Genomic DNA, 18,173 nt, shown 5'->3' with positions numbered 1-18,173 from the left:
GGTCAGCCGGCGGGGCTCTCGCCGGCGAGCACCGCGTCGCCGGCGAGCAGGGCGTGCTCGGGCAGCGGCAGGTGCAGGTCGTGGGCCGCCTCCCAGTCGTGGATCAGGCTGGGCCGGGCCTGCGCGACGAAGTAGTCGACCGCGCTCACCCCACCGACCACCGGTTCCTCGACCTCGGCGACCAGCCGGCCCGCCACCAGCCGGGAGCCGCTGCGCAGTGCGGCGCTGAGTCGGCGGTGCCCGTTGACCACGAAGAAGTACTCGCCGGTGTACCCGATCTCCAGGGGTTCCAGGCCGGTCTCACCGTCGGCGGCGACCTCACCGGTGAAGGCCGAGTCCCAGGTGCCGCGCAATCCGGCGATGTCCTCGGTCGGGTAGACCCGGCCCGGGTCGAGCAGCAGCAGCGGCGGGGCACCGCGCAACACCTCCGGCGCCAGCCGTCCCTCGTACGCGTCGACGATGCGTTCGATCACCTCGTCGGCGGACGCCCGGGTGGTGTCGCAGATCAGGTCGTAGTTACGCAGCCGGGCCTTGTCCACGCCGTACCGGACCAGGAACCGGCCACGCTCGCTCTCGCTGCGTTCCCTGAGCTTGGCCTTCGCCTCGTCGAGGGAGGTGTAGCTCTCGGCCGGCCCGGAGGGGCGCAGCAGGACCCGGCGGGCGGCCTCCCCCGGCTCGGTGATCATGTGCACCTTGAGGGCGTCGGTGAAGAAGTGCCAGGCCAACCGGGAGTCCATGACCAGGCTCTCCCCGGACGCGGCGATGTCGCGCTGGAGCTGGTCGACGTAGCCGTCGACGGCCTGGTCCAGCTCGGCGTGCAGGTTCAGCTGGAGCGCGGTCATCTGCCGCTCCTGGGCCATCTTCCGGTAGAGGTCACCGACGCTGACCCGGCGCAGGCCGAGCCGCTTGGCGATCTCGACGGAGACGGTGCTCTTGCCGCTGCCCAGGTCACCGTTGAAGACGATCGACTGACGAACGGTCACGACTTGTCCACCCCTGATCACCGGCCGGTTGAGATCATCGATTTCCGCGCCGGACCGACGCGGTGCCGCAGTCGTCGCGCCGCCCTCGGACACCTCCAGCCCGACCTGGAGTCGCCGTACGCACCGGCATGACGGGCGATGCTACCACCTCGTGCGGCTCGACCCTCGGGACGCGACCCCGAGCGGGCGAGTCGATACTCACAGTCATGATCGGGTAACATATCGCACTGATTGGGACACTAACCGGTACCCTCCGTCACCGGCCGCGGTCAGAACAGCGCGAGCGGGTCGACCTGGAGGCGTACCGGTTCGGCCGCCTTGCGGGCGCTGCGCACCCCGGCCGCCGCGTGCAGCGCACCGGCCATGGCGGCGGCCCTGGCCCTGGGCACCCGTACCAACATCCGCTCCCGCTCGCCGTCGGCCGGCACCGGACCGAGCAGCTCGGCCCCGTCGGGCAGCCGCGCCTGCGCCAACAGGTCGGCGACCGCCGCCGGCAGGCCCGTCACGCTGGCCATCCGCATCGCCGGTGGAAAGCCCAGCTCCCGCCGCTCGGCCAGCTCGCGGGCGGCGAACCAACCGGCGTCCCAGCGCAGCAGCGCCTGCACCGGGGCGAGCGCGCCGTCGGCGACCACCACCACCCGCCCCCCGGCGGCGGCCGGCCGGGCCAGGGCCGCGGCGGCCGTCCAGCGGCGCAGCGCCTCCTCCCCGGCCCGCAGGTCGGCGCGGGTCAGCAACGCCCAGGTGTCCAGCAACAGGACCGCGCCGTACCCGCCGGCCGTCACCGGCTCGGCCCCCGGGGTCGCGATCACCAGACCGGCGCCGCCGGGGACGTCGGCCAGCACCTCCTCCCGGCCGGAGGTACGCACCGGCACCCCCGGGAAGGCCCGCCCCAACTCCTCGGCGGTCCGCCGGGCACCGGTGACCGAGGCCCGCAGCCGCCGCCCGCCACACCGGGGACAGGCGTACGCGGCGGCGATCCGGGCGCACCAGCGGCAGGCCGGCGACCCGCCGGCCGACGGCAACGCGAGCGGGCCGGCGCAGTGCGGGCAGCGGGCCGGGGTGCGGCAGTCGGCGCAGGCCACCGAGGGCAGGTAGCCGCGCCGGGGCACCTGCACCAGGACCGGCGCGTCCGCGCGCAGGGCCTCCCGGGCGGCGGTCCAGGCCAGGCTCGGCAGCCGGGCCGTCGCCGCACCGGGGTCGCGGGCCAGTTGCGGGTCGTCGCCGGTCGGCACGATCGCCGGGGTACGCGCCCGCAGCACCGCCCGGTCGGCGACCACCTCGCGGGCCCAGCCGGTCTCGACGAGCAACTGCGCCTCGGCGGTCCGGGCGTAGCCGCCGACGAGTGCGCCGGCCTGCGCCAACTGGGCCCGGGTGAGCAGCACCTCGCGGGCGTGCGGGTACGGGGCGCGCGGCTCGGCGTGCAGATCGTCACCGTCGTCCCAGATGGCCACCAGCCCCAGCCGGTCGACCGGGGCGAACATGGCCGCCCGGGTGCCGATCACCACCGGGGCGTCGCCGTGACGGGCCGCCAGGAACGCCCGGTACCGCCGTGCCGGACCGAGGGCGGCCGACAGGCAGACGTGCCGGCCCGCGCCGAGCCGCGCGGTCAGCGCGGCGTCGAGCCGATCTAGGTCGCGCCCGTCGGCGACCACCACCAGCGCCCCCCGGCCGGCGGCCACCGTGGCGGCGACGGCGGTGGCGTAGCGGGCCGCCCAGTCCTCCCCCGGCAGCGCCGACCACACCGCTCGGGGGGAGCGCCCGTCGGCGAGCGCCCGCAGCAGCGCCGGCCCGGCCGGGTAGTCGTGCCACCCCTCCGGCTCCGGCGAATCCGGCGGATCGGCGGGGGCCGCGTCGGTTCGCGCGGGGTCGGCGGTGACCTCCTTCTCCACCCGGGCGTGCCGGGGCGGGACCGCGAGCCGCAGCACGTCGGCCAGGCTGCCGGCGTACCGGTCGGCGACGACCCGGGCCAGCCGGGCCACCTCCGGGGCGAGCACCGGCACCGCGGAGACGACCTTGTCCAGGTACGCCAGCTTGGGGTGGTCGGATCGTTCGGTCCGCTCCAGCAGCCAGCCGTCGACGAGTTGACCGGCGAAGCGCACCTTGACCCGGACCCCCGGCACGGCGTCAGCGGCCAGCGCCTGCGGAACCAGGTAGTCGAAGGGACGGTCCAGGTGGGCCAGGGGCACGTCGACGCAGACACGGGCGACCGGCGACCCGTCTGCGGGCCGCCGGTCGTCACGCCGGGTGGTTGTCAGGCTCCGGCGGCCGACTTGAGGTCGGCGGCGCGCTCGGTGGACTCCCAGGTCAGCTCGGGCAGTTCGCGGCCGAAGTGACCGTAGGCGGCGGTCTGGGCGTAGATCGGCCGCAGCAGGTGCAGGTCCCGGATGATGGCCGCCGGGCGCAGGTCGAAGATCTCGGTGACCGCCTTCTCGATCGAGGCCACCGGCACCATCTCGGTACCGAACGTCTCGACGAACAGGCTCACCGGGTGCGCCTTGCCGATCGCGTACGCCACCTGCACCTCGCACCGCTCCGCGAGACCGGCGGCCACCACGTTCTTGGCCACCCAGCGCATCGCGTACGCGGCCGACCGGTCGACCTTCGACGGGTCCTTGCCGGAGAAGGCCCCACCACCGTGGCGGGCGTAGCCACCGTAGGTGTCCACGATGATCTTCCGCCCGGTCAGACCCGCGTCGCCCATCGGGCCACCGATCTCGAACCGACCGGTCGGGTTCACCAGCAACCGGTAGCCCTCGGTGTCCAGCCCCAGACTCTCCAGCTCCGGGGCGATGACGTGGTCACGCACGTCCGGGGTGAGCAGCGACTCCAACGAGATGTCCGCGGCGTGCTGGCTGGACACCACCACCGTGTCCAGGCGCACCGGCCGCAGACCGTCGTACTCGATGGTGACCTGCGTCTTGCCGTCCGGGCGCAGGTAGGGCACCGTGCCGTCCTTGCGTACCGCGGCGAGCCGGCGGGCCAGCCGGTGCGCCAGCGCGATCGGCAACGGCATCAGCTCGGGCGTCTCCGAGCAGGCGAAGCCGAACATCATGCCCTGGTCACCGGCGCCCTGCGCGTCCAGCGCGCTCTCCGACGTCCCGGTACGCAGCTCGAACGCGTTGTCCACACCCTGCGCGATGTCCGGCGACTGGGAGCCGATCGAGACACTGACCCCGCACGACGCCCCGTCGAACCCCTTCTTCGACGAGTCGTAACCGATACCGAGGATCGTCTCCCGCACGATCGTCGGGATATCGGCGTACGCCTTGGTCGTCACCTCACCGGCGACGTGCACCTGACCGGTGGTGATCAGAGTCTCCACCGCCACGCGGCTGTGCGGATCCTGCGTCAACAGGGCATCGAGAATGCCGTCGCTGATCTGGTCGGCGATCTTGTCCGGGTGGCCTTCCGTGACCGATTCGGACGTGAAGAGGCGGCGTGTCACGGTACTCCTAAGTCTTGGACGTCGTTCCGCGGCAGTCTAGTCACCAACCGTCGACGGTATCGTCCACGGTCGTCTCGGGCCCAGCCGTCAGGAGGAGTTACCGGCCAACCGGGCGACCACCAGGTCCCACACCCCGTCGGCGAGGTCCTCCTTGGACCGCTCGGGCATCCGGCTGACCGAGCCGTCCACGCTGATGACCGTGGCCGCGTTGGTCTCGGCGCCGAAGACCTTGTCCGGCCCGACCTCGTTGATGACGATGAGGTCGGCCCGCTTACGGGCCAACTTGGCCCGTCCGTTGGCCTCGGCGTCGCTGGTCTCGGCGGCGAACACCACCAGCACCTGCTCCGGCCGACGACGCTGACCCAGCTCGGCGGCGATGTCCGGGTTGGTCACGAGTTCGATGGTGGGTGCGGTGCCGTCGTCCGACTTCTTGATTTTGCCAGGCGTGTACGTCGCCGGGCGGAAATCGGCCGGAGCCGCCGCCATCACCACCACGTCGGCGTCCACCGCCGCCTTCAACGTGGCCTCCCGCAGTTCCCCGGTCGTACCCACGCGGATCAGATCCGCGCCGGCCGGGTCGGGCAGTGCGACGTTGGCCGCGATCAGCGTGACCCGGGCACCACGGGCGAGCGCGGCCCGGGCGAACGCGTAGCCCTGCTTGCCGGAGGACCTGTTGCCCAGGAAGCGCACCGGGTCCAGCGGTTCCCGGGTGCCACCGGCGGTGACCACCACCCGCCGGCCGGTCAGGTCGGCCGGCGCGTCGACGCCACGGGCCAGGACGCGGCGGGCGACGGCGAAGATCTCCGTCGGCTCCGGCAGCCGGCCCTTGCCGGTGTCGACGCCGGTGAGTCGCCCCACGGCCGGCTCGACGACCCGGATCCCTCGGGCCCGTAGCGTCGCGACGTTGGCGACGGTGGCGGGGTGCTCCCACATCTCGGTGTGCATGGCCGGCGCCAGCAGCACCGGGCAGCGAGCGGTGAGCAGGGTGTTGCTGAGTAGGTCGTCGGCGAGGCCGTGGGCGGCGCGGGCCAGCAGGTCGGCGGTGGCGGGCGCGACCACCACCAGGTCGGCCTGCTGACCGAGGCGCACGTGCGGCACCTCGTGCACGTCGGACCAGACGTCCTCGGCCACCGACTGCCCGGAGAGCGCCGCCCAGGTCGGCGCGCCGACGAAGCGCAACGCGGCCGCGGTGGGCACCACCCGCACCTGGTGGCCCGACTCGGTGAACAGGCGCAGCAGCTCACACGCCTTGTAGGCGGCGATCCCGCCGCCGACGCCGAGGACGATCCGGGCGTTCATCGACGCGCGGGAGGTTACGGCTGGTCGGTCGGCTCGGCGGTGAGCAGGCCCGAGTTGATCTCGCGCATCGCGATGGAGAGGGGCTTCTCCTGGGGAGTGGTCTCGACGAGCGGGCCGACGTACTCCAGCAGGCCCTCACCGAGCTGGCTGTAGTAGGCGTTCACCTGACGGGCGCGCTTGGCCGCGAAGATGACAAGCGCGTACTTCGACGTCGTCTTCTCCAGGAGCTCGTCGATCGGCGGGTTGGTGATGCCTTCGGGGTTGGCGATGGATCCCACGGATGAACCTCTGCGTCTTTCGCACGGACCGCGCGTGCGCGCGGTGCCGGCGCTCAACCGCGCGGACGCGGCCGGGCCGGAGCCAGGAAGGAAGAACCGATGAATCCTACCAGTTCGTCCACGACCCGCTCGACGCGGTCGTGCGACACGCTGAGGTCGACGGCCGCCACCACGGGCAGGCCCGGCAGCCGACCGGGCGGATGGAGCAGGACGATTCGCGCCTCCGGCCACCCCGCCCGGACCAGCAACGCCCCGGCCAGGTCCAGTGCGAGCAGCACCGGCTGCCCGGCGGCGAGCCGACGGCGCAGCGGGGTGATCTCCGTACCGCGCCGGTACCCGCCGAGCCGGCTCCATTCCAGCAGCTCGCCCTCGGCGAGCCGACGGTCGAACTCCTCCGACGTGACGAAGTGTCGGTGGACGCCGTCCAGTTCGCTGTCCCGGCGGGGCCGGGTGGTGACCGCGATCGGCGTCCACACTGACGGAGAACGCGCCCGGACCAGCTCGACGACACTCTCCCTGCCGGCACCGGATGGGCCAGCCAGGACAGTGAGCCGAGCCGCCGGGCGCGCCTCGTCATCCAAGCTCACTGCTTGTTTCTACCCGCAGTCGTGCTCAGTTGGCGGCGAACTCCCCAAGCAGGGCCTTGCGCTGCTGCTCGCCGAGGCCACGCAGACGGCGGCTGTCGGCGATCTTGAGCTTCTCCATGATTTGAGTAGCCCGGATCTTGCCGATGCCCGGCATGGCCTGCAGCACGGCCGACACCTTGAGCTTGCCGACGACATCGTCGGACTCGGCCCGCTCAAGAACGGCTCCGAGGGTGGTCTTGCCCTGCTTGAGCTGCTCCTTCAGCTCGGCACGGGCTTTGCGGATCTCCGCAGCCTTCTCCAGCGCGGCTGCGCGCTGCTCGGGGGTCAGTGACGGGAGCGGCACCAGTTCTCCTCAGGTCCCTATCGCGACGGGCGGGACGCGCCGCCGCATCTGTGAAACGTGGTGTCGCTGTGAACCAAGGGGTTCCCAGCGCGGGGAAAACTAGCGGTCAACGGAGCTTTCGGCAACGTGGGCGCGCGATGATCACCACAAAGTGACCGAGTCATCAGTCAGTCATGACATCGCCAGGACCGCGCGACACTCGGCCACGGCGCGGTCCGCGGCGGCTCGCAACGCCGCCGGATCGGGCCCGGCGCCCAGCACCTCACGGGAGTACGCGGGCAGCACGGCGGGCACCGCGGAGCCGAAGACGACCCGCAGATCCGCCGCCGTGGCGCCCTGCGCGCCGAGGCCGGGTGCGAGCAGCGGGCCGTTCACCGCCGAGAGGTCGCAGTCCGTCTTCCCGACCGTGGCACCGATCACGGCCCCGACGCTTCCGATCGGCTCAGCACCCGCGTTGAGCTGGGAAATCTCGTCTAGAACCGTCTGCGCGACGGTACGTCCGTCGGCGCTGCGCGCCCGCTGCACCGAGGCGCCCTCGGGGTTGGAGGTGAGGGCCAGGACGAAGACGCCACCGCCGTGCTCGGCAGCCAGCTCGAACATCGGCGCCAGCGAACCGACCCCCAGGAAGGGGCTCGCGGTCACCGCGTCGACATACATGGGGCTGGATGGATCAAGGTAGGCCGACGCGTACGCGCGGACCGTCGAGCCGATGTCGCCGCGCTTGGCGTCGAGGAGAACGAGCGAGCCGAGATTTCGTAACTGTCGGATAGTTGACTCAAGGACCGCCATCCCTTGAGACCCGAACCGCTCGAAGAACGCCGACTGGGGCTTGACCACCGCAACCTGGTCGCCGAGGGCGTCCACGACGGTCCGGGCGAATCGTTCCAGGCCGGCGACATCGTCGCCGAGGCCCCACTGGGCCAGCAGCGCCGGATGTGGGTCGATTCCCACGCAGAGCGGACCGCGCTCGCGCATTGCCCGGTGCAGCCGGGCGCCGAAGCTCTCCATAGCCAGTACCTTCCTCTCGTCCGGTGCCGGATTTGCACCATCCGCGCCTACTCAGCAAGCCGGGTTCAGACCCCCGCCGGGATACTCCAATTCCCGGCACCTGCTGAGCACGGCTACTCAAATCGAGCCAAGCGTCGGCGACCGCCTACTCAGCCCACCGCGATCGCTGCCGCGACACCCGTCACCAGGGTCGCCAGGTCGGCGTCCGTGGTGACGTACGGCGGCATCGTGTAGACCAGGTTCCGGAAGGGACGCAGCCACACCCCCTGGGCCACCGCGGCGGCCGTGGCCGCGCCGACGTCCACCTCGTGGTCCAGTTCGACCACGCCGATGGCGCCGAGCACCCGCACGTCCACCACGCCCGGCGCGCCGCGCAGTGGCGCCAGCCCGGACCGCAGCCCCCGCTCGATCCGCGCCACCCGCTCGGACCAGTTCCCGGCCCGCAGCAGGCCCAGCGACGCGTTGGCGACCGCGCAGGCGAGCGGGTTGCCCATGAACGTCGGGCCGTGCGCGAGCACACCACCGGCGCGGATGCCCCGCGCGACCTCGGCCGTGCACAGCGCGGCGGCCAGGGTGAGGTAGCCGCCGGTGAGCGCCTTGCCGACGCAGAGCACGTCCGGGGTGACCCCGGCGTGCTCGGCGGCGAACATCGTCCCGGTACGGCCGAAACCGGTGGCGATCTCGTCGAAGATCAGCAGCACTCCGTGTGCCCGGGTCACCTCGCGCAGCACCCGCAGATAGTGCGGATGGTGGAAGCGCATGCCGCCCGCGCCCTGCACCACCGGCTCCACGATCACGGCGGCCAGCTCGTGGGCGTGCCGCTCGACCGCGTCGATCAGCGCCGCCTCGTACGCCGGATCCGGCGGGCTGTCGAAGCCACCCGGCGGTACCGGGGCGAAGACCTGTCGCGGCAGCACGTCCCCCCAGAGGTGGTGCATGCCGCCCTCGGGGTCGCAGACGCTCATCGGATGGAAGGTGTCGCCGTGGTACCCGCCCCGCCAGGTGCCCAACCGGTGCCGCCGCGGCCGGCCGGTGCCCCGCTGGTACTGCAGGCACATCTTCACGGCGACCTCGACACTCACCGAACCGGAGTCGGCCAGGAACACGTGCTCCAGCCCGTCCGGCGTCAGCTCGACCAGGGTGCGGGCCAACTCCACGGCCGGCGCGTGGGTCAGCCCGCCGAACATGACGTGACTCATCCGACCCACCTGGTCGACCACGGCCGCGTCCAGGACCGGATGCCGGTAGCCGTGGATCGCCGCCCACCAGGACGACATCCCGTCGACCAGCTCACGGCCGTCGGCCAGCCGCAGCCGCACCCCCTCGGCGCTGTCCACCAGGTACGGCGCCACCGCCGGCGGCAACGCCGCGTACGGATGCCACACGTGCGCCGCGTCGGCGGCAAGCACCTCCTCCGGCGTCATCAGCCCTCCTTCTGCCCCCTTTGCTCTGCTTCACCGGACGCACGAACTTCTGCGCCGAAACCGTTGCGTGGGGTGAAGCAGAGCAAAGGGAGTGGTGAGATAGGTGGTGTTCGTCAGGCTCCGGTCGTGGCCGGACGTACGGCACCGGCGGCCGCGCGGGCGACGGCGCGGGGCAGCGCCGGGCCACGGTAGATGAAGCCGGTGTAGAGCTGCACCAGGCTGGCACCCGCGTCGAACATCCGGGTCGCGTCGTCGGGATCCACGATGCCACCCACCCCGATCACCGGCAGTCGCCCGCCCGTCTCGGCGTGCACGAAGGCGACCACCTGCCGCGCCCGGTCGGCCAGGGGACGGCCGGACAGCCCACCGGCCTCGCCGGAGCGCCCCCGGTCGGCCGGGGCCAGCCCGTCGCGCCCCAGGGTCGTGTTGGTGGCGATCACACCGGCGGCGCCTCGGGCCAGGCACACCTCGAGCAACTCGGCGATGGCCGGTTCGGTGAGATCGGGAGCGATCTTCACCAGCACCGGCTTCTCCCCCACCAACGCCGCCAGCAGCGCGTCCAGGTGCCCCCGGTCCTGCAACGCGCGCAGCCCGGGGGTGTTCGGTGAGGAGACGTTGACCGCGAAGTAGTCACCGTGATCGCGCAGCGCACGGTACGACTCCCGGTAGTCCTCCACCGCGTCCTCCAGGGCCGTCACCTTCGACTTGCCCAGCGAGATGCCCAGCGGTACGCCGAGCGGACGTGGCAGCGCCGCGAGCCGGTCCGCCAGCGCCTGCGCCCCGGCGTTGTTGAAACCCATCCTGTTGATCACGGCCTCGCTGTCGACCAGCCGGAACAGCCGGGGCCGGGGATTGCCCGGCTGCGGACGCGCCGTCACCGTGCCGACCTCGACGAAACCGAAGCCCAGCGCCGGCCATGCCGGCAGCGCCACCCCGTCCTTGTCCATCCCGGCGGCCAGCCCGACCGGATTCGCGAACCGCACTCCGAACACGGTGCGCGGCGCGGCCACCGCGTACCGGGCCCGCACCGCCGCCAGTGCCACCGGCATCCGGGACAACGTGGCCAACCGCCGCAGGGTGAACTCGTGCGCCGCCTCCGCGTCGCCACCCCCGACCCGGAACAACCCCCGCCGCACGGTCCCCTCGAAAATCACGCCACCCCTCCCCGACGCCGTGCGTCGATCATGAAGTTGTTGTCTCGACACGCCGGGGCGGCCGACAACAACTTCATGATCAGCGGGAGCTGGGGGGTCACTGGGCGGGCCGGAGGGTGGCGTGCAGGGACTGCAGGGGGCGGACCTGCATGTCGCCGCGGATGCGGGCCTCGATGCCCATGACGGCGGCGGCGGCGCCGGGAACGGTGGTGATGCAGGGGATGTCGGCGGTGACCGCCGCGCTGCGGATCTCGTAACCGTCGGAGCGGGCGCTGGCACCGGAACCCTGTGGCGTGTTGACGACCAGGGCGACGTGTCCGCCGAGGATCAGTGACACCGCGTCGTCCTCGGAGCCGGCCTCGTAGTGCTTCGGAACCTGCTCGCAGGCGATGCCGTGCCGGCGCAGCACCTCGGCCGTACCGCTGGTCGCGACGATGTCGAAGCCGAGATCGGCCAGCCGCTTGATCGGGAAGATCATGCCGCGCTTGTCCCGGTTGGCCACCGAGACGAAGATCCTGCCCTCGGTCGGCAACGAACCGTACGCCGCCGACTGCGACTTGGCGAAGGCCTGCCCGAAGGCGGTGTCGATCCCCATCACCTCGCCGGTCGACTTCATCTCCGGGCCGAGCAGCGAGTCCACGCCCTTGCCGGCCGGGGTACGGAACCGCTTGAACGGCAGCACCGCCTCCTTCACCGCGATCGGGGCGTCCGGTGGCAGCGAGCCACCGTCCCCGGTCGCCGGCAACATGCCCTCGGCGCGCAACTCGGCCAGGGTCGCGCCGAGGGCGATCCGGGCCGCCGCCTTGGCCAGCGGCACCGCCGTGGCCTTCGAGACGAACGGCACGGTACGCGAGGCGCGCGGGTTGGCCTCCAGCACGTACAACGCGTCGTCCTTGAGCGCGTACTGCACGTTGAGCAGTCCGCGTACGCCGATGCCCCGGGCGATCGCCTCGGTGTAGCGGCGGACCTGGGCCACGTGCGAACTGGCCAGGGTGATCGGGGGCAGGGCGCAGGAGGAGTCGCCGGAGTGGATGCCCGCCTCCTCGATGTGCTCCATGATCCCGCCGAGGTAGACCTCGCCGTCGGCGTCGCAGAGCGCGTCCACGTCGATCTCGATGGCGTCGTCGAGGAAGCTGTCGACGAGCACCGGGTGGTCGGGTGAGATGTCGGTGGCCCGGCCGATGTAGTCGCGCAGCGTGGCGTCGTCGTACACGATCTCCATGCCGCGACCGCCGAGCACGTACGACGGCCGGACCAGCACCGGATAGCCGATCTCGTCGGCGATCTCCTTCGCCTCGTCGTACGAGGTGGCGGTGCCGTGCGCCGGCGCGCGCAGGCCGGCCCGGGCCAGCAGCGACCCGAAGGCACCCCGCTCCTCGGCCAGGTGGATCGACTCGGGGGAGGTACCCACCACCGGCACTCCGGCATCCTTGAGCCGCTGGGCCAGCCCGAGCGGGGTCTGCCCGCCCAGCTGCACGATCACGCCGACCACGCCCGGCCCGCCGGCCGCCCGGCCGGAGGAGTCCTCCGCGTGCCAGACCTCCAGCACGTCCTCGAAGGTCAGCGGCTCGAAGTAGAGCCGGTCCGCGGTGTCGTAGTCGGTGGAGACGGTCTCCGGGTTGCAGTTGACCATCACGGTCTCGAAACCGGTGCCTGCGGCGCCGGAAGCGGACGCAGCGGCCATGCCGACCGGGGCGCTTCGCAGCGCCTGAACCGCGTGCACGCAGGAGTAGTCGAACTCGATGCCCTGCCCGATCCGGTTCGGCCCGGAGCCCAGGATCAGCACCTTGGGCCGCACCGAGCCGACCACCTCGGTCTCCTCGTCGTACGAGGAGTAGTGGTACGGGGTCATGGCCTCGAACTCGGCGGCGCAGGTGTCCACCGTCTTGTAGACCGGCCGGATGCCGAGGCGGTGGCGCAGCTTGCGCACCCCGTCCTCGGCGGCCAGCTCGGGGCGCAACGCGGCCAGCTGCCGGTCGGACAGGCCGGCCCGCTTCGCCCGGCGCAGCAGCGCCGCGTCCAGCACCGGTGCCGCCACGATCTCGGCACGCAGCTCGACAAGGGCGGCGATCTGGTCCAGGAACCACGGGTCGATGCCGCCGGAGGCGGCGCTGACCTCGGCGATCGAGGCGCCCAGCCGCAACGCCCGCTCCACCGTGTAGAGCCGCCCGTCGTGCGGCATGGCCAGCGCGGCGAGGGTGTTCTCCCGGGTCGCCCCGACCGGGTCGGGCACGGTCCAGAAGCCGGCGGCCTTGGTTTCCATCGAGCGCATCGCCTTGTTCAGCGCCTCGGTGAAGTTGCGCCCGAGGCTCATCGCCTCGCCGACCGACTTCATCGTGGTGGTCAGCTCCGGGTCCGCGCCGGGGAACTTCTCGAACGCGAACCGGGGGATCTTCACCACCACGTAGTCGAGCGTCGGCTCGAACGCGGCCGGCGTCTTGCGCGTGATGTCGTTGGGAATCTCGTCGAGGGTGTAGCCGATGGCCAGCTTCGCGGCGATCTTCGCGATCGGGAAGCCGGTCGCCTTCGACGCCAGCGCCGAGGAGCGGGACACCCGAGGGTTCATCTCGATGACGACGATGCGACCGTCGGCCGGGTTCACCGCGAACTGGATGTTGCAGCCCCCGGTGTCGACGCCGACCTCCCGCAGCACCGCGATACCCAGGTCGCGCAGGTGCTGGTACTCCCGGTCGGTGAGCGTCATGGCCGGAGCCACGGTCACGCTGTCACCGGTGTGCACGCCCATCGGGTCGAGGTTCTCGATCGAGCAGACCACCACCACGTTGTCGTGGCGGTCCCGCATCAGTTCGAGCTCGTACTCCTTCCAACCGAGCACGCTCTCCTCGATGAGCACCTCGTGCACCGGGCTGGCGGCCAGCCCGGCGCCCGCGATGCGTTCCAGGTCCGCGTCGGTGTGCGCCATGCCCGAGCCGAGGCCGCCCATGGTGAACGACGGCCGGATCACCACCGGCAGGCCCAGCTCGGCGACCGTCTCCCGGACCTCGTCCATCGAGTGGCAGACCCGCGAACGTGGCACCAGCGCCGACGGGTCGGCCACGCCGAGGCGTACGCCGGCCTTCGCCACGATCTCCTTGAACAGCTGCCGGTCCTCGCCGCGCCGGATCGCGTCGATGTTCGCGCCGATCAGCTCGACGCCGTACTTCTCCAGCACCCCGGCCTCGTGCAGGGCCACGGCGGTGTTCAGGGCGGTCTGCCCGCCCAGGGTGGGCAGCACCGCGTCCGGGCGTTCCTTGGCGATGACCAGCTCGACGAACTCCGGGGTGATCGGCTCGACGTAGGTGGCGTCGGCGAACTCCGGGTCGGTCATGATCGTGGCGGGGTTGGAGTTGACCAGGCTGACCCGGATTCCCTCGGCCCGCAGTACCCGGCACGCCTGCGTCCCCGAGTAGTCGAACTCGCAGGCCTGTCCGATGACGATCGGTCCCGACCCGATCACCAGGATGTGCTTGAGATCGGTCCGCTTAGGCATTGGTACGTCCCCCACTGAGAGCCCGGCCGTCGATCAGCTCGGCGAAGCGGTCGAAGAGATAGTCCGCGTCGTGCGGGCCGGCCGCCGCCTCCGGGTGGTACTGAACGGTGAAGGCGGGCACGTCGCGCGCCCGCAGCCCCTCGACCACGTTGTCGTTGAGGCAGACGTGCGACACCTGGACGCCACCGAACTCGGTGTCGATCACCTGGTCCGGCACGACCGCCCCGGCCCGGACACCCGGAACCTCCACGGCGAAGCCGTGGTTGTGGCTGGTCACCTCCACCTTGCCGGTGGCCCGGTCGAGCACCGGCTGGTTGATGCCCCGGTGGCCGTAGCCGAGCTTGTAGGTGCCGAAGCCGAGCGCCCGGCCGAGAATCTGGCTGCCGAAGCAGATGCCGAACAGCGGCACCTCGCGGCGCAGCACCTCGCGCGCTAGGGCGACCGGAGCGTCGGCGGTCGCCGGGTCGCCGGGGCCCGGTGAGAAGAAGACCGCGTCGGCGCCGGTGGCCAGCAGGTCCTCGATCGTCGAGTGGGCCGGCAGCACGTGGGTGGTCACGCCACGCGCGGCGAGCCGGCGCGGCACGTTGCGCTTGATGCCCAGGTCGAGCGCGGCCACCGTGAACCGGTGCTCGCCCTCGGCGGCGACCACGTACGGCGTGGCGGTGGTCACCTCGGCGGAGAGGTCCGCGCCGAGCATCTGCGGCGACCGGCGGACCCGGTCGAGCAGCGCCTGCGGGTCGTCCTCGACACTGGAGACGCCCACCCGCATCGCGCCGCGTTCGCGCAGGTGGCGGGTCAGCGCCCGGGTGTCGACGCCGCTGATGCCGACCACCCCCTCGGTGGCCAGCCGGTCCTCCAGCCCGCCGGTGGCCCGCCAGTTGGAGCTGACCCGGGCCGGGTCACGCACCACGTAGCCGGCCACCCAGATCCGGCGCGACTCGTCGTCCTCGACGTTGACGCCGGTGTTGCCGATGTGCGGGGCGGTCTGCACCACCACCTGCCGGTGGTACGACGGGTCGGTGAGCGTCTCCTGGTAACCGGTCATCCCGGTGTTGAAGACCGCCTCGCCGAAGGTCTCACCGACACTGCCGTACGCCTCACCGTGGAAGGTGCGCCCGTCCTCCAGGACGAGAATCGCCGACCTGCGCTTCACTGGGCCCGCCTTTCGTTAGCGACTGCGGGACTCCGCTCCGTTGCATTCCTCGCGCTCACCGGAGAACCTTTCCGTCCAGAACCGTCGCCTCGCCACGCAGGAAGGTCGCCACGATGCGACCCGGCAGCGTCATCCGGGCGTACGGGGTGTTGCGGCTACGGCTGGCCAGTTCCGCCGGCTCGATCACCCGACGGGCCGCCGGGTCGACCAGGGTCAGGGTGGCCGGCGCGCCGGGAGCCGGATCGTGGCCGTGCTCGGTGAGCCCGGCGATCCGGGCCGGGGTACGGGACATCCGCTCGGCGATCAGGTCCCACCGCGGACCCAGCACGTCGAGCGCGATGGACAGCGCCGTCTCCAGCCCGAGCATGCCCGGCCGAGCGTACGCCCACTCGCACTCCTTGTCCTCGACGGCGTGCGGGGCGTGGTCGGTGGCGACGATGTCGATCACTCCGTCGACCAGGGCGGTCCGCAGCGCGGCGATGTCGGTGGCGGTCCGCAGCGGCGGGTTGACCTTGAACACGGGGTCGTAGGTCTCGGCACGCGCGTCGGTGAGCAGCAGGTGGTGCGGGGTCACCTCGGCGGTGACGCGTACCCCTCGGGCCTTGGCGTGGCGCAGCACCTCGACGCTGCCGGCGGTGGAGACGTGGCAGACGTGCAGCCGGCTGCCCACGTGCTCGGCCAGCAGCACGTCCCGCGCGATGATCGCCTCCTCGGCGACCGCCGGCCAGCCGGTCAGACCCAGCCGGGTGGAGACCTCACCCTCGTGCATCTGTGCGCCCTCGGTGAGCCGGGGCTCCTCGGCGTGCTGGGCGATGATGCCGTCGAAGGCCTTCACGTACTCCAGCGCCCGGCGCATCAGGCGGGGGTCGGCGACGCAGTGGCCGTCGTCGGAGAAGATCCGTACCCGGGCGGCCGAGTCGGCCATCGCGCCGAGTTCGGCCAGCCGCTCGCCGGCCAGACCGACGGTGACCGCGCCGATCGGCTGCACGTCGACCAGCCCGGCCTCGCGGCCGAGCCGCCACACCTGTTCCACCACGCCCGCGGTGTCGGCCACCGGCGAGGTGTTCGCCATCGCGCAGACCGCCGTGTAGCCGCCGAGGGCCGCCGCCCGGGAACCGGTCTCGACGGTCTCGGCGTCCTCCCGGCCGGGCTCGCGCAGGTGGGTGTGCAGGTCGACCAGGCCGGGCAGGGCGACCAGCCCGTCGGCGTCGACCACCGTGGCGTCGGGCGCGGCGAGCCCCGCGCCGGTCTCGGCGACGACGCCGTCGCGGATCAGCAGGTCGGTCGGTGCGGCGCCGAGGACGCTGACGTTCCTGATCAGGTACGAGTTCACTGTGCTTCCTTCGTTCGCGACTGCGGGGCTCGCAGAACCGGCTCACTCCTCGCGCTCACCGGTTGTTCCCCCCGAGCAGCAGGTAGAGGACGGCCATCCGGACGGAGACCCCGTTGGCGACCTGTTCGACGATGGTGGAGCGGGGCGAGTCCGCGACCTCCGGCGTGATCTCCATGCCCCGGTTCATCGGGCCGGGGTGCATGACGATGGCGTGCTCGGGCAGTCGGCCCATCCGCGGTCCGTCCAGGCCGTACCGGCGGGCGTACTCACGGGCGGACGGGAAGTAGGAGTCGTTCATCCGCTCGCGCTGCACCCGCAGCATCATCACCACGTCTGAGGCGGGCAGCACCGCGTCGAGGTCGTAGCAGACGTCGGTACCGGGAGCGAGGGCGGCGGCGATGTCGACCGGGATCAGCGTGGGCGGTCCGACCAGGGTCACCTTGGCACCGAGGGTGGACAGCAGCAGCACGTTGGAGCGCGCCACCCGGGAGTGCAGCACGTCGCCGACCACCGCCACCGACAGGCCGGCCAGCCGCCCCAGCCGGGACCGCATCGTGTACGCGTCGAGCAGCGCCTGGGTGGGATGCTCGTGGGTGCCGTCGCCGGCGTTGACCACCGAACCGTCGACCCAGTCGGCGAGGCGGTGCGGGGCACCCGAGGCGGGGTGACGAACCACCACCGCGTCGGCCCCCATCGCCTGCAGGGTCAACGCGGTGTCCTTCAGGCTCTCACCCTTGGCGACGCTGGAACCCTTCGCCGAAAAGTTGATCACATCGGCGCTGAGCCGCTTGGCCGCCGCCTCGAACGAGATCCGGGTCCGGGTCGAGTCCTCGTAGAAGAGGTTGACCACGGTCCGGCCGCGCAACGCGGGCAGCTTCTTGACCTCGCGTCCGGCCACCGCGGCCATCTCCGCCGCGGTGTCCAGGATCTGGGTGGCGGTGTCGGCGTCGAGGTCCGCGCCGGAGAGCAGGTGCCTGATCATGAGGAGGCCTCCTCGCCGTGGAGCCGGACCTCGTCCACGCCGTCGGTCTCGGCCAGCGTCACCTTGACGTTCTCGGCGAGCGCGGTCGGGATGTTCTTGCCGACGTAGTCGGCGCGGATCGGTAGCTGCCGGTGCCCCCGGTCGACGAGCACGGCGAGTTGCACCGAGGCGGGCCGCCCCAGGTCGCCGAGCGCGTCGAGGGCGGCCCGGACGGTCCGCCCGGAGAAGAGGACGTCATCGACGAGGATCACCCGTTTGCCGTCGATGCCACCGGCCGGCAACTGGGTGGGGCCGACCGCGCGGGTGGCGTGTCGGCGCAGGTCGTCGCGGTAGAGAGTGATGTCGAGCACGCCGACCGGCACGGAGATGCCCTCGAAGGAACTGATCCGGGCGGCGAGGCGGTCGGCGAGGGGGGCACCCCGGGTGGGGATGCCGAGCAACACGGTGTCGGCCGCGCCCTGGGTCTTCTCGAGGATCTGGTGAGCGATGCGATCGACCACGCGGTGCAGGTCGGCGCTGGTCAGAATCACCTTTACCGAGGGTTGTCGCGGCGGCGACGACTGGGCAGCCGGTGGGTAGGCCACGGCGGACCTCCTTCCCCGCCTCACGGGACGGGTCGTTAAAGGACGTCGGAACCTCCCGGCCGGGCCGGGAGCGGCCGGCGGAGGGGCTTGGGCAACGTTACCAGTGGTCG

The 18,173-nt window shown here is 72.1% G+C and carries 15 protein-coding genes; all 15 read right to left on the bottom strand.

Annotation, left to right across the window (positions count from 1 at the left end):
* Positions 1-2 precede the first annotated feature (2 nt).
* Positions 3-983 carry an AAA family ATPase gene (locus O7597_RS22575; protein WP_269738771.1) on the bottom strand — a complete coding sequence of 327 codons (981 nt, stop codon included), beginning with the start codon at positions 981-983 and terminating at the stop codon, positions 3-5.
* A 269-nt stretch (positions 984-1,252) separates the two neighbouring features.
* Positions 1,253-3,238, bottom strand: a complete 1,986-nt coding sequence (locus O7597_RS22570; protein WP_281583302.1) for a primosomal protein N' — start codon at positions 3,236-3,238, stop codon at positions 1,253-1,255.
* A complete protein-coding gene (metK, locus tag O7597_RS22565; RefSeq protein WP_281580617.1) occupies positions 3,235-4,428 on the bottom strand; it encodes a methionine adenosyltransferase in 1,194 nt (397 codons plus the stop codon). The genes O7597_RS22570 and metK overlap by 4 nt, the downstream gene beginning before the upstream one ends.
* An 87-nt stretch (positions 4,429-4,515) precedes the next feature.
* A complete protein-coding gene (gene coaBC, locus O7597_RS22560; protein ID WP_269738774.1) occupies positions 4,516-5,727 on the bottom strand; it encodes a bifunctional phosphopantothenoylcysteine decarboxylase/phosphopantothenate--cysteine ligase CoaBC in 1,212 nt (403 codons plus the stop codon).
* Between the two features lie 14 nt (positions 5,728-5,741).
* Positions 5,742-6,005 carry a DNA-directed RNA polymerase subunit omega gene (gene rpoZ / locus O7597_RS22555; protein ID WP_030335666.1) on the bottom strand — a complete coding sequence of 88 codons (264 nt, stop codon included), beginning with the start codon at positions 6,003-6,005 and terminating at the stop codon, positions 5,742-5,744.
* Positions 6,006-6,058: 53 nt separating this feature from the next.
* Positions 6,059-6,592, bottom strand: coding sequence for a guanylate kinase (locus tag O7597_RS22550; protein ID WP_269738775.1), 534 nt, complete (start codon positions 6,590-6,592; stop codon positions 6,059-6,061).
* A 25-nt stretch (positions 6,593-6,617) separates the two neighbouring features.
* A complete protein-coding gene (mihF, locus tag O7597_RS22545; protein ID WP_007458370.1) occupies positions 6,618-6,935 on the bottom strand; it encodes an integration host factor, actinobacterial type in 318 nt (105 codons plus the stop codon).
* Positions 6,936-7,106: 171 nt separating this feature from the next.
* Positions 7,107-7,943, bottom strand: coding sequence for an orotidine-5'-phosphate decarboxylase (gene pyrF / locus O7597_RS22540; protein ID WP_269738776.1), 837 nt, complete (start codon positions 7,941-7,943; stop codon positions 7,107-7,109).
* 149 nt (positions 7,944-8,092) lie between these two features.
* Entirely contained in the window at positions 8,093-9,367 is a 1,275-nt protein-coding gene (locus tag O7597_RS22535) for an adenosylmethionine--8-amino-7-oxononanoate transaminase (protein WP_281580616.1), read from the bottom strand.
* 113 nt (positions 9,368-9,480) lie between these two features.
* Positions 9,481-10,521: a quinone-dependent dihydroorotate dehydrogenase gene (locus O7597_RS22530; protein WP_281580615.1), complete on the bottom strand. Its 1,041-nt coding sequence runs from the start codon at positions 10,519-10,521 to the stop codon at positions 9,481-9,483.
* A 97-nt stretch (positions 10,522-10,618) separates the two neighbouring features.
* A complete protein-coding gene (gene carB, locus O7597_RS22525; RefSeq protein ID WP_281580614.1) occupies positions 10,619-14,011 on the bottom strand; it encodes a carbamoyl-phosphate synthase large subunit in 3,393 nt (1,130 codons plus the stop codon).
* Positions 14,004-15,164, bottom strand: coding sequence for a glutamine-hydrolyzing carbamoyl-phosphate synthase small subunit (gene carA, locus O7597_RS22520; protein ID WP_269738779.1), 1,161 nt, complete (start codon positions 15,162-15,164; stop codon positions 14,004-14,006). The genes carB and carA overlap by 8 nt, the downstream gene beginning before the upstream one ends.
* A gap of 55 nt (positions 15,165-15,219) precedes the next feature.
* Positions 15,220-16,497 carry a dihydroorotase gene (locus O7597_RS22515; RefSeq protein ID WP_269738780.1) on the bottom strand — a complete coding sequence of 426 codons (1,278 nt, stop codon included), beginning with the start codon at positions 16,495-16,497 and terminating at the stop codon, positions 15,220-15,222.
* Between the two features lie 55 nt (positions 16,498-16,552).
* Positions 16,553-17,479: an aspartate carbamoyltransferase catalytic subunit gene (locus O7597_RS22510; protein WP_281580613.1), complete on the bottom strand. Its 927-nt coding sequence runs from the start codon at positions 17,477-17,479 to the stop codon at positions 16,553-16,555.
* On the bottom strand, positions 17,476-18,063 hold the full coding sequence (pyrR, locus tag O7597_RS22505) for a bifunctional pyr operon transcriptional regulator/uracil phosphoribosyltransferase PyrR (RefSeq protein ID WP_269738782.1): 588 nt from the start codon (positions 18,061-18,063) through the stop codon (positions 17,476-17,478). Before pyrR ends, O7597_RS22510 begins: the two co-directional genes overlap by 4 nt.
* Between the last annotated feature and the right edge of the window lie 110 nt (positions 18,064-18,173).

The organism is Verrucosispora sp. WMMC514 (genome assembly GCF_027497295.1).
GTDB lineage: Bacteria > Actinomycetota > Actinomycetes > Mycobacteriales > Micromonosporaceae > Micromonospora > Micromonospora palythoicola.
The sequence above is the reverse complement of the archived record's forward strand: the minus strand, read 5'-3'. Positions and strand labels throughout refer to the sequence as shown.